Genomic DNA, 11,251 nt, shown 5'->3' with positions numbered 1-11,251 from the left:
GGGAGGCACTTCGGCGGCGACGATGGCCGAGGTCAGGCCGCGGCCGCCCAGACCCGCCCAGGCGGCCGGGCAGTCTTCCACGGAGGTGGTCAGGTTGGTCATGTTGACGCGGTAGATCTTGTTCATGGGTGGAACTCCCTTTCCTGGTCGTCAGGGTGACAGATCAAGTTGTCTCCTTTCCGAAAGGGAGGCGGCGCCGTTTCCAGCGCAACCCAATGGCCGACAACCCTAGGCGCGCGCCCTTAGGCCGGTCGGCTCGGAGAATGACTGAGGCCCCGGCGAGCGGGGCCTTTGTGTCTTCAGGAAAAAGCCCGGCCTTACATGGCGGCCTTGAAGATGCCCACCACGCAATCGAGGGTGGCGGTGCGGGGGTTGGTCAGCATGCAGGCGTCCTTCATGGCGTTTTCGGCCATGATGCGCAGATCGGTCTCCTTGACGCCGAGTTCGCTGAGGCCGGAGGGGATGCCGATGTCCGAGGACAGGCGGCGGATGGCGGCGATGCCGACTTCGGCGGCATCCACCGTGGAGAGGCCGGTGATGTCCTCGCCCAGGGCCACGGCGATGTCGGCGAAGCGCTGCGGATTGGAAATCATGTTGAATTCGCAGACCGCGGGCAGCAGGATGGCGTTGCACACCCCGTGGGGCAGGTTGTAGAAGCCGCCCAGCTGATGGGCCATGGCATGCACGTAGCCGAGGCTGGCGTTGTTGAAGGCCATGCCCGCCAGGTACTCGGCGTAGGCCATCTTGTCGCGGGCTTCGAGGTTCTTGCCGTTGGCCACGGCGGGGCGCAGCCAGTCGCTGATCAGTTCCATGGCCTTGATGGCGCAGGCGTCGGTGATGGGGGTGGCGATGGTGGAGACGTAGGCCTCCACGGCGTGGGTCAGCGCATCCATGCCGGTGGCGGCGGTCAGGGCCGCGGGCTTGCCGACCATGAGCACCGGGTCGTTGATGGCGATGTTGGGGGTGCAGCGCCAGTCGACGATGGCCATTTTCACCTTGGTGTCGGTGTTGGTGATGATGCAGAAGCGGGTCATTTCCGAGGCGGTGCCGGCGGTGGTGTTGATGGCGACGAAGGGCGGCATGGGCTTGGTGCTTTTGTTGACGCCTTCAAAGTCGCGGATGTTGCCGCCGTTGCCGATCACCAGGCCCACGCCCTTGGCGCAGTCGTGGGAGCTGCCGCCGCCCAGGGAGATGATGGAATCGCACTTGCTATCCTGATAGACCTTGACGCCGTCATGCACGTTCTTGTCCGTGGGGTTGGGCTCGGCGCCGTCGAAGATGACCGCCTGCACGCCGGCTTTTTCCACCTGCTGCTTGATCTGCTCGGCCATGCCGATGCCGCTGATGCCCTTGTCGGTGACGATGAGGGCTTTTTTCGCGCCCAGGGCCTTGACCTGCTCGCCGGCTTCCTTGGACGAGCCGACGCCCATGAGAGAGACGGTGGGGATGAAGAAACCGAAAGTCTGTTCGCCGATTGCCATTGGATGTTTCCTCCTCGAATCATTGATGGATGCCCTGAGCAACTCAGGGGGTGAGAACCGGCCGGCCCGGGCTCTCACCTTGGGGTTGAGCGCCTTGGCGGTGCTGTAGACGTCAATGGCAAGTCCCGTACCAAGGGGATTTAGAACGAGGTTTATCCATCATCGAGGCCCGCGAAGACCGGTCAAGTGCCGTAAACATCAAGGCTTGCGTGGATGTGTAGACGCCATGGCGCAACCAGGTTCTTTTGCTTGCGGCTGAAAATACGGCTGTACTGTTTTGGATCTGGTGTTCCAAATTGGGGCAGGAAGTGCGCCAAAATGGCACGCTTCGCTGGCGCAATCGGTTCCGGAAAAGCTCAAGCTTCACCGCCGAGGGCGTGGAGGACGCCGAGGTTTCAGGATTTTTCCATGGACCTATCCTTGGCGTACTCAGCGCTCTTGGCGGTGGACAGGTCTTAAAGCTTTTGTTCTGTGCAGGGATATTTGGATGATGACGTAAACGCAATTGGTATCCATCTTGAAATCTAGACCGACGGGGCCGCGTCAAGGGTCGCGGCGGTCCAGGAAAATTCCCCCGAGAAAGACCAAGGAGGCGTGACGATGGGAACCAGGAAAGCGCAACGCAAAACCAATATCCTCTCCGTGCGGATTTCCGATCGCGAGATGGAATCTGTCCGCCAGATCATGGAACGTACCAGCCAAAACGCCTCGGAGGTCATGCGCGATGCCTTCCGCGCCCTCTACGAGGGCGGCGGCCCGTCCCTGCGCGAAAGCCGCCGGTGAGATCGGCCCCGCCCCCTTGGTGTTCCAGGGTGGATCGGTTGCCCCAAGCTGGTGTAACATGAGGGGCGGTTCGGCAAAATCGAGGGAGACGGGGAGCAGGACTTTCGTGAATATCAGCAAGTTCGTTACGCCGGAAATCATTTTCGGCTGCGGGTCCCTTAGCCAGGTCGGCGAAAGCGCCCGGCGCCTGGGGGCGTCCAAGGTGTTCGTGGTGAGCGACGATGGCGTGATCCGCGCCGGCTGGGTGGAGAAAGCCCTGCATTATCTGCACGCCGTCGGGCTCAAGACCTCGGTGTTTTCCGCCCTGACCACCAATCCCAAGGATGGGGAAGTCACCGAGGGCGCGGCCCATTACCTGGCCGCGGGCTGCGACGCCATCGTCGCCGTGGGCGGCGGCAGCCCCACGGATGTCGCCAAGGCCGTGGCGATCCTGGTCACCAACGGCGGAAAGACCCGCGACTATGAGGGCATCAACCGCATCACCCGGCCCCTGCCGCCCATGGTCAGCGTACCCAGCACCGCCGGGGCCGGATCGGAGGTCAGCCAGTTCGCCATCATCCTCGACAGCGAGCGGCGCCTGAAGATGTCCATCATCTCCAAATCCCTGGTGCCCGACATCGCCATCGTCGATCCCGAGCTGCTGCGCACCAAGGACCGCCACCTGGCCGCTGCCACGGGTGTCGACGCCCTGACCCACGGCATCGAATCCTATGTGTCCCTGGCCAGCACGCACCTTACGGAAATCCACGCCCTGAAGGCCGTCGAGCTGATTTCGCGCTACCTGCGCCGGGCGGTGGCCGACCGCGACGATATGGAAGCCAATACCCACATGGCCATGGCCAGCCTCTCGGCGGGCATCGCCTTTTCCAATGCGATTCTCGGCGCGACCCACGCCATGACCCATCAGGTCGACGGCCAGCTCGACCAGCATCACGGCGAGAGCAACGCCGCCTTGCTGCCCCACGTCATGGAATTCAACCTGCCGTCCTGCCCGCAGCGCTTTCGCCAGCTGGCGTCGGCCCTGGGCAAGGACGTGCGCGGCAGCGATCCGCTGCGCGGCGGCGCCCTGGCGGTGGATGCGGTGCGCGAACTGCTGGCCGACATCGGCCTGGATCAGGGGTTGGCCGCCCTGGGCCTGAACGAGGCGGTGATTCCCGCGTTGAGCCGCAACGCCTTGCGCGACGCCTGCCTGGTGACCAATCCCCGCGAGGCGAGCGGCGCGGACATCGAGGCTATCTTCCGCCGGGCGCTGTGAAGCGGACGCGGATCGCGGGCGGGAAAGAGCAGGGGCGCATGGACGAGAAAAATTTGCTGCTTGAGCAACTGACCGGAGTGAACTCCTCCAAGCTCAACTATTATCTGGAGCTCAAGCAGCGCAACGCCGAAATCCTCAAGCAGAACAGCCGGCTGGAAGTCTTGCAGCAGCTGGTGCATGACATGAACATCGACATGTCCCTGGAGGACCTCCTCGAGCGCGCCTTCGCCAAGCTGCCCCAGGCGCTGCCCTGCGATTTTCTGGGACTGGCGACCCTGGCGAACGATCAGTTGGTGCTCCAGTCCATGGTGCCGCGCGATTTCCTGGAGGCCGGTGTCCTGCCCGAGCATGCCCTCTCCTGGCAGGTGATCCGCACCCGGCAGGCGGGGATTTTCGATCCGCGGCCCAGCTACCAGTCGCACCTGCGGCACAATGACTCCTACCCCTCGCCCCTCCACTCCCTCGCGGCGGCCCCGGTCATCGAGCGCAGCGAGGTGATCGGCGTGTTGCTGGTCGGCAGCATCGCCGCCGATGCCTACAGCGAGGCTGAGTTGCGCTTCGTGCAGCATCTGGCCGACCAGTTGGCGATCAGCATCAAGAACGCGCGCCTCTACAAGGAAGTGTTCCGCGCCAAGAAGGAGTGGGAGGAAACCTTTCGCGCCGTGACCGATCCCATCGTGCTCATCGATGCCGACTACAACGTGCTCTTGCACAACAATCGGCTGCCCGAGGACATGATGGTTAACTGGCTGCGCGGCCTCGGCGGCAAATGCCATGAGCGCCTCCACGGTCTGCCCGAGCCGTGCCGCGAGTGTCCGGTGGAGGACGTCAAGCGCCAGGCCCGGCCGTTCCACCACCGCACCCAGACGACTGCCGGCAACATCTTCGACATCTCCTACTACCCGGTCTGCAACGAAGAGGGGCAGGTGGTGGCGATCACCTTGTTCATGAAGGATGTCACGAAAAAGACCAAGATGGAGGCGCAACTGGTGCATTCGGCCAAGCTCGCGGCCATCGGCGAAATGGCGGCGGGCGTGGCCCACGAGCTCAACAGCCCCATGACGGTGATCATCGGCACGGCGCAGATGCTGGCGCGGGATCTCGAAGGCCAGGAAGGAGCGGCCGAAGGCCTGGCCGACATCATCCAGTGCGGGTTGCGCTGCAAGCGCATCATCCAGAACCTGCTGACCTTTTCCCGCCAGGATCAGGTGCCCATGGCGGAGACGGATCTCAACGCCGAGGCGCGGCGGGTGCTGAGCCTCATCAAATATCAGATCAACCGCAGCCAGATCCGCATCGTCGATGCCCTCGACCCCGCCTTGCCGCCGGTGCCGGCCAACGGCCAGCAGATTCAGCAGGTTCTCACCAATTTTCTGGTCAATGCCCGCGACGCCCTCAACGGCCTGACCGACCGCGAAAAAATCATCGTCGTCACCTCGCGGCTGCTGGACAAGGATGGCCGGCGCTGGGCCTGCATCAGCGTGAAGGACAACGGCATCGGCATCGCCCCGGAAAACCGGCAGAAGATTTTCACGCCCTTTTTCACCAGCAAGGAAGCGAGCAAGGGCACGGGGCTGGGTCTCTCGGTGAGTCTGGGCATTGCCGAGACGCACCACGGGCGCATCGAGGTCGAGAGCGTGCCGGGCGAGGGCAGCACCTTTTCCCTGCTGCTGCCGGCGGACTGAGAGGTCGAGCGATGAGGATGGCGGACGCGACAGGGGTGCTGATCGTCGACGACGAGGCGGACGTCTGCAATTTTCTGCGGCGCCTGCTGACGCGCAAGGGCTACGCGGTGAGCACCGCGACCAACGAGGCGGAAACCCTCTCGGCGCTGCGCGAGGGGGCGTTTCAGGTGGCGATGGTGGATCTCAAGCTGCCCGACACGGACGGCCTGAGTCTGTTGCGCCAGATCAAGGCCCGGCAGCCGGCGTGCGAAGTCATCATCATGACCGGCTTCAGCACCATCAAGACGGCGGTGAGCGCCATGCAGATGGGCGCTTACGAATACGTGGAGAAACCCTTCGACGACATCGCCGAGATCGAGCAGCTCATCCACAAGGCCGCCAGCCACGGCCGGCGCGTGGCGGACGGGGCGGGGGACGAGGATTGGGCCGAGATCGCCCGTGCCGTGGGTTTTCAGGTGGGGCGCTCGGCGGTCATGCGGCGGCTGTTGTCCCTGGCCTACAAGGTCGCCGGCAAGAACATCAATGTGCTCATCCAGGGCAAGACCGGCTGCGGCAAGGAGGTGCTGGCGCGCTTCATCCATGCCGCCTCGACGCGCGCCGACCAGGCGTTTTTCCCCATCAACTGCGCGGCCCTGCCCGAAAACATGCTGGAGAGCGAGTTGTTCGGCCACGAGCGCGGCTCCTTCACCGGCGCCGCCGGCCTGCGCCGGGGGATTTTCGAGCTGGCCCATCGCGGCACCCTGTTTCTCGACGAGATCGGCGATGCCAGCCCGGCCATTCAGGTCAAGCTGCTGCGGGTGCTGGAATCGGGTGAATTCATGCGGGTCGGCGGCGAGAAGCCGGTGCGAAGCAACGTGCGGCTGATTTCGGCGAGCAACGTCGATCTGGAAGAGGCGGTGCGCGGAAAGTCCTTTCGCGAGGATCTCTTCTACCGGCTCAACGTGGTGCGCCTGGAACTGCCCAGCCTCGCCGAGCGGCGCGAGGACATCCCCGACCTGGCCGAGTTCTTCCTGCAGCAGAACCACCCCGGCCTCGCCCTGTCGCCGGCGGTGCTCGCCCAACTCCAGGCCCATGCCTGGCCCGGCAACATCCGCGAACTGATCAATGTGCTGCGCCGCGCCGCCGCCCTGTGCGGCGGCACGACCATCCTGCCCCAGCATCTCGGCCGCTTACTGCCCTTGGCCGAAGGCGGTGCCGCCGGGCCTGTCGGCGTGGTCGCGGACCCCCCGAAGGATCTTTCGGGCTGGTTCGGGGGGCGAGAGGAATTGGCGCGCTGGTCGCCGGAAAACCTCGCGGAACTGCTTGGCCGGGTCGAGGAGTTCGCGGCCCTGCTGCGCCAACTCACCGGCCGGCCGGAATCGGACGCAACCCGGCACCGCGATCTGCAAGCCACGGAAATCGCCGCCCTCCGCGCCGCCCTCGACCTCAGTCGCTGGAACATCTCCGCCGCGGCCCGCCAACTCGGCATCGGCCGCAACACCCTGCATCGCAAAATCAACAAATACGGTCTGCGCAAAGGATCATAGGCAAAGGCTGGGGGGTGCGGATTTTCAGGATCAAGGCGGATTCAACCCGTCAGGATTTGACTGGATCCGCCCTGATCCCGCCCTTTCCGCGTTCATTTGCGGCTACAATGTCTTCAAGGCCACTCCCTTGGCGAAAACGGCAGCTCTTGGGTTTCGCCGAGCCAGATGAGAAGGCCGGGCTCGGCCATGCACCAGATAAGGCTGTCGACGGCGATGCCCGAAAAGCGCTTTTTGAGGGGGGCGGCGTTTCTTTGCTCAAAGGCCGAGACAAAAGCGACATTTCTTCTCGTATATCCGGCCTCTTCAGTCATTCTGAGAATCTCTGCTTTTCTTGCCTCTGTCATTGGCCCGTCCGAGTAGACGATCTCCACGAAAACCAGCAGCGTATGCTCGCGGCCAAGATCGGCAAGTACCATATCCGGAAGAAGGCGCTGTTGATCGATGGGCAGGCCCAAATCGCGCATCAGTCGATCATCTTGAAGAACCACATGGTTTCCGCTTTCGCTGAGCCAAAGAACCGCGGGTTGCAGAAGAAATCGCGGCGCGAAGTCCTCAATCACGGCTTTGGCGATCAGCGAACTGCCACCGGTCGCGAGATTTCGCCGTTCTCCGTTCGGCATGGTGACCGGGACGGCATCCGTTGCGGCGGACCGTTCGCGCATGATGCGCACCCTGGCGAGTTCAGCGGGAGACAAATAATGGTTTTGCCAGTCGCCGGCCTCTTCCTCGAATGCAGTTTCAGGTAACAGAAAGAGCCGGGCAAAATGCTCACGCAAAGCATAGCGACCTTTATTGCTGGTCGTCGGCACCGAGCTGTCGACAATGACCGCGCCCTTGGAGACAAGACCGTCTCTCAAATTTTCATCGCGAATCTGTTCCCTGGAGTTGTCCGCGTACCATCTGTCACCCGCAGGGACATAGTTGTTTTTGGTGCAGCTTTCACGGTAGAGCCGACGGCTGGACTCGTCCTGGAAGGCGCATTGTTGTTGGGTGAATCGATAAACATGTTGAGGAGAAAGGTAGAATTCCCGCCCTTGAACCGCGTCGACGTAGAGCATCACGAAAACTGTCTTGGCTGTGGACTCGCGGGTGACATAGGGGCGGTCAGCTATCCCTTCAGGGAAAATGAATTCAAGACGCCTTTGGATCTCGGCTATTTCAGGCAGCGGCGCTAAGGCGAACATTGCAATACATCTCCTTGATGGCCTGTTCCATATCACTCCTGGCAGCCCCGCAAGCCAGCATGCTTTCAAGCTTTTTGCATTCCTTGGGGGAGGGCAGCGGCATGGCTTCCAATTCGTAGGCGGAAACAGCGGCAGACCCATTAATGCAACGAAAGATCTGGTCGACTGTATAACTGTTAAGTAGCGCCACGATTGCGCTCAGCGACACCAAAGGCTTTTGGGATGGGATCGGTCGAACCATGTTCAAATGGTTTTCAACGGTGACGGCACCGCCGTATTGGTCGATAAACTCTTGCGATAATTCGGCGGCGATGAGCCGGCGAGACTGCTCAAGGGATGTTGTGCGTTGAAGCAATACACAGCCCTTTCTGACCAGGTTCGCATCACTGGAATGGGTTGGCATGTACCAAGGGACGTGATTGCGGCCCGTCGCCTTGAAGGTGAATGTTCCGGTCCCTTCCTGGTCGATACATTCGGCCCAGACAAGAGGGACGGCCCCTTTTTCTCTAATGGCTAATAGTTTTTCCTTGTGTCGGTTCCAAACCAACGGGCCGGTGGAAACCGTGTAGCCCAGATCAGCCAGCCGGGTTGGGAGGTGTCTCGCCAGTGTCGCTAGTCGGGACTGTTCGGGGTTGCGCGGCAGAATCCAGGGGGCCCCTGGGTTGTCCGGCAAAGAATAGGTCCCGTTCTCTTGAACAGCAATTTTCCCCGTTTCCATGAGCGACAGATAGCTGACGCGAATCGGTGCAGCCGTGTTGCTTTTTTTATATACAGCAATTAAGGCTTCCTGCAGGGCGTCGTCGAAGACACCTTCCCGGTGCGCGATGAAATCGATGGCTATGGGCGGCGTTTTGCTGCTCAGTAGCTTACGCAAAGCCTGAAAATACTGCCCACCCAGAAAACTGGTGGGCGTTACGTATGCGATGGTCCCTCCCGGACGTACCAGCCGGGTGGCTAGATCGGAAAACAAGCCGTATTGGTTGGCGTGCCCGAAAAGACTTCTTCTCCATTTTTCTCGTTCTTCTCCGCTGAGCTTTATCCGGCCATAGGGGGGATTGCCGACCACTAGGTCGAAACGAGCGAAGTGGTTTTCATCAGTTTTGAGGCTGTCGCGGATTTCGATGACATCCCTCATGCGGCGACCTGTGCAGGCGATGTCGTCCTTGAGCGCTATTTCAACGAAAACCTGAGACATCCATGCACTAAAAGGATCGATCTCCATGCCTGCCAAGTGTTTTTCTATGTGGCCTATCCGATCCTGCGGAGATAAATGGGAAAGGGATGTGCGCATGCGTTGGGCAACAGGGGCGAGAAACGCACCACCACCACATGCGGGATCGAGAACCTGTGCCGTTGACCAGTCAATACCTGATTTTTGAGCTAAATCCAGCAACCTCCCGACCAGTGCGGGCGGAGTGTAAAAAACACCATATTTTCCGCGGTAGTCCGGGGGAAGCATAACTGTGTAGGTTGTGCTGATGAGGTAGGCCGCCATCTGTGGGTCCAAGCCTTGCGCAATAAACCCCAATTCCATGGCGAGTTTATTTGTCAAGGGGGGGACAGGGGGCGGTGTTGCAGATGGAAAATAGGAAAGCAGTAGGCCTGCAAGAAATTTGCGCGCGAATCCGAGCTGGTCCGCATGTTGACCCGCAAGCTTGCGCGCTCGGTGACGTGCGTTTAAGTAGTGATTTACCCTTTCCTCCATGCCGCTAGATTAGCCTGCGAGGTCGGACTCGGCAACAGAAAATCACTGATTATAGAAATCACTCATTCGCCCTGATCACGCCCTTTCCGCGTTCATCCGCGGTTAGATGGGTTTTTACAGCGGCACGACCTGCAACTCCATGTCGAGCAGGTCGATAATCAGCTTGCGGCCGCGCAGGGGCTCGCCGACGCCGATGAGGATCTTGCACGCCTCGGCGACTTCGAGGCTGGCCACCAGGGCCGGGGTGAAGGAGGGATTGCCGAGGGTCTTTTCCGCGCCCTTGCCGTCGACGCCGTGGGCGTAGATGCGCTGCAGGTGATCCTCGCCGGGAAACTGGGTGAAGACCTGACCGTACCAGCCGGCGATGGCGCCGTGCACCATGGGGATGGCGAGGCGGTCGCAGACCTCGGCCAGTTCCAGGCGCACGCGGATGTTGTCGAGGGCATCGATTGCGAGAGCGCAGCCCTGAAGCAGTTCGGCGCCGTTGTCGCGGCCGAAGGCCTGCTGCAGTGCCACCAGGGTCACCGCCGGGTTGATCTCGGCGACCCGCGCCAGGGCCGCTTCGCTCTTGGCCTGGCCGAGGCGCGCCGGGGCGCTGAGCAACTGGCGATTAAGATTGTGCTCCTCGAACACATCGGGGTCGATGGCGACGATGGTGCCCACGCCGAGGCGCGCCAGTTCCTCGATGATGTAGCCGCCCAGGCCGCCGCAGCCGATGACCGCCACCCGCGCGCGATGCAGCCGGAGCTGCTGCGCGGTGCTGATGCCCTGGCGGTTGCGTTGGTAGCGGGCGGGCAGCAGTTGCGCCTCAAGCAGCAGGCCTTCCACCTGCGCCAGGGAGCGGCCGAAGCGCCGCGCCGCCTCCTCCTGCGCTTCCCAGGGAACCAGATCACCTTTAGCCTGCCCGCGGACGAATTCCAGCAGCTCGTTCATCTCAGCCTCCTCCCACCAGCGGAAAGAGGGACAGGGTGTCGCCCTCGTGCAGTTCGCTCTCCAGCGGCGCGTGGCGGCCGTTGAGCATGACCATGCCGAGGGCCTCCTCGGCGATTTCCAGCTGCGCCACCACCTGGCGGATGCTGGTGCCAGGCGGCAGTTCCTTTTCGGCCTGCTTGAAGCGCTCGTTGCGGAAGGTGGCGAAGAGTTTGATGAGAACCTTCATGGGGTGTCTCCTCGGAAAGAAACGCCCGCCGGCCAGGGAGCGACCGGCGGGCGTATGGGGTTGAGCAGGCTCGGGATTCATCACCCCGACGTTTGTTCCATCATCCTAGAAATTCCAGAATTCGTCAATTTCGGCGTCGGTGAAGTCCCACACCGCGTTGTGCGGCGGCACCGGCTCGGTGACGAAAAACTCGGGCAGCCGGTCGTGGGCGCTGGTGATGCCGGCGGCCAGGTTGAAGGCGTGCTCGGTCTTGAGGATCGAGATGCCCAAAGCCGTCACGTCATCGCCGGTGAGGCTCAAACCAAAGCGCGCGTTGATCATCTCGACGATGGCCACCAGGGCCTCGGGGATGTCGAGCACCGGAAAGGCGACGAACAGGCACAGGCCGGTGGAATCAACGGCGGCCGTGGCGATCTGCAGGTTGCGCGAGAGCTCCACCTGACCCTCTTTCTTGAGGGGATCCACGTCGCCGC

General features: G+C 62.1%; 10 protein-coding genes and 1 riboswitch. Of the genes, 4 read left to right on the top strand and 6 right to left on the bottom strand.

Annotation, left to right across the window (positions count from 1 at the left end):
* Positions 1-156 precede the first annotated feature (156 nt).
* A riboswitch (molybdenum cofactor riboswitch) is annotated at positions 157-274 on the bottom strand.
* A gap of 43 nt (positions 275-317) precedes the next feature.
* Positions 318-1,481, bottom strand: coding sequence for an iron-containing alcohol dehydrogenase (locus tag QAT43_RS11495; RefSeq protein ID WP_305043219.1), 1,164 nt, complete (start codon positions 1,479-1,481; stop codon positions 318-320).
* Positions 1,482-2,081: 600 nt separating this feature from the next.
* Between QAT43_RS11495 and QAT43_RS11490 the strand changes: the two genes are divergently transcribed.
* The 4 genes from QAT43_RS11490 (at position 2,082) to QAT43_RS11475 (ending at position 6,730) form a co-directional block, all read left to right on the top strand.
* Positions 2,082-2,264: a ribbon-helix-helix protein, CopG family gene (locus QAT43_RS11490; protein WP_305043218.1), complete on the top strand. Its 183-nt coding sequence runs from the start codon at positions 2,082-2,084 to the stop codon at positions 2,262-2,264.
* A gap of 106 nt (positions 2,265-2,370) precedes the next feature.
* Complete coding sequence (locus tag QAT43_RS11485) at positions 2,371-3,519, top strand: iron-containing alcohol dehydrogenase (RefSeq protein WP_305043217.1); 1,149 nt, start codon at positions 2,371-2,373, stop codon at positions 3,517-3,519.
* Between the two features lie 38 nt (positions 3,520-3,557).
* On the top strand, positions 3,558-5,204 hold the full coding sequence (locus QAT43_RS11480; RefSeq protein WP_305043216.1) for a sensor histidine kinase: 1,647 nt from the start codon (positions 3,558-3,560) through the stop codon (positions 5,202-5,204).
* Between the two features lie 17 nt (positions 5,205-5,221).
* The gene (locus QAT43_RS11475) at positions 5,222-6,730 is read left to right on the top strand and encodes a sigma-54-dependent transcriptional regulator (RefSeq protein ID WP_305043215.1); all 1,509 of its coding nucleotides are present in this window, start codon (positions 5,222-5,224) and stop codon (positions 6,728-6,730) included.
* 113 nt (positions 6,731-6,843) lie between these two features.
* Here the strand turns inward: QAT43_RS11475 and QAT43_RS11470 are convergent, their stop codons facing one another.
* From QAT43_RS11470 to QAT43_RS11450, 5 genes are all read right to left on the bottom strand, one after another.
* Complete coding sequence (locus QAT43_RS11470; protein WP_305043214.1) at positions 6,844-7,914, bottom strand: BsuBI/PstI family type II restriction endonuclease; 1,071 nt, start codon at positions 7,912-7,914, stop codon at positions 6,844-6,846.
* Positions 7,889-9,619 (bottom strand): HsdM family class I SAM-dependent methyltransferase, encoded by a 1,731-nt coding sequence (locus QAT43_RS11465; RefSeq protein WP_305043213.1) that lies wholly within the window; start codon positions 9,617-9,619, stop codon positions 7,889-7,891. The genes QAT43_RS11470 and QAT43_RS11465 overlap by 26 nt, the downstream gene beginning before the upstream one ends.
* A 114-nt stretch (positions 9,620-9,733) precedes the next feature.
* Positions 9,734-10,552 (bottom strand): HesA/MoeB/ThiF family protein, encoded by an 819-nt coding sequence (locus QAT43_RS11460; RefSeq protein ID WP_305043212.1) that lies wholly within the window; start codon positions 10,550-10,552, stop codon positions 9,734-9,736.
* A 1-nt stretch (position 10,553) separates the two neighbouring features.
* On the bottom strand, positions 10,554-10,778 hold the full coding sequence (locus QAT43_RS11455) for a MoaD/ThiS family protein (protein ID WP_305043211.1): 225 nt from the start codon (positions 10,776-10,778) through the stop codon (positions 10,554-10,556).
* Positions 10,779-10,883: 105 nt separating this feature from the next.
* Positions 10,884-11,251 (bottom strand): aldehyde ferredoxin oxidoreductase C-terminal domain-containing protein (locus QAT43_RS11450; protein ID WP_305043210.1); only part of this gene is annotated, 368 nt, incomplete at its 5' end.

The organism is Geoalkalibacter sp., assembly GCF_030604225.1.
Classification (GTDB): domain Bacteria; phylum Desulfobacterota; class Desulfuromonadia; order Desulfuromonadales; family Geoalkalibacteraceae; genus Geoalkalibacter.
This window is presented reverse-complemented; position numbering and strand designations above follow the sequence as displayed.

Bases quoted from the DNA above. Each gene is read 5' to 3' on its own strand.
- QAT43_RS11480 (WP_305043216.1), top strand. From the start codon at position 3,558: ATGGACGAGAAAAATTTGCTGCTTGAGCAACTGACCGGAGTGAACTCC.
- QAT43_RS11470 (WP_305043214.1), bottom strand. From the start codon at position 7,914: ATGTTCGCCTTAGCGCCGCTGCCTGAAATAGCCGAGATCCAAAGGCGT.
- QAT43_RS11460 (WP_305043212.1), bottom strand. From the start codon at position 10,552: ATGAACGAGCTGCTGGAATTCGTCCGCGGGCAGGCTAAAGGTGATCTG.
- QAT43_RS11490 (WP_305043218.1), top strand. From the start codon at position 2,082: ATGGGAACCAGGAAAGCGCAACGCAAAACCAATATCCTCTCCGTGCGG.
- QAT43_RS11455 (WP_305043211.1), bottom strand. From the start codon at position 10,778: ATGAAGGTTCTCATCAAACTCTTCGCCACCTTCCGCAACGAGCGCTTC.
- QAT43_RS11475 (WP_305043215.1), top strand. From the start codon at position 5,222: ATGGCGGACGCGACAGGGGTGCTGATCGTCGACGACGAGGCGGACGTC.
- QAT43_RS11495 (WP_305043219.1), bottom strand. From the start codon at position 1,481: ATGGCAATCGGCGAACAGACTTTCGGTTTCTTCATCCCCACCGTCTCT.
- QAT43_RS11465 (WP_305043213.1), bottom strand. From the start codon at position 9,619: ATGGAGGAAAGGGTAAATCACTACTTAAACGCACGTCACCGAGCGCGC.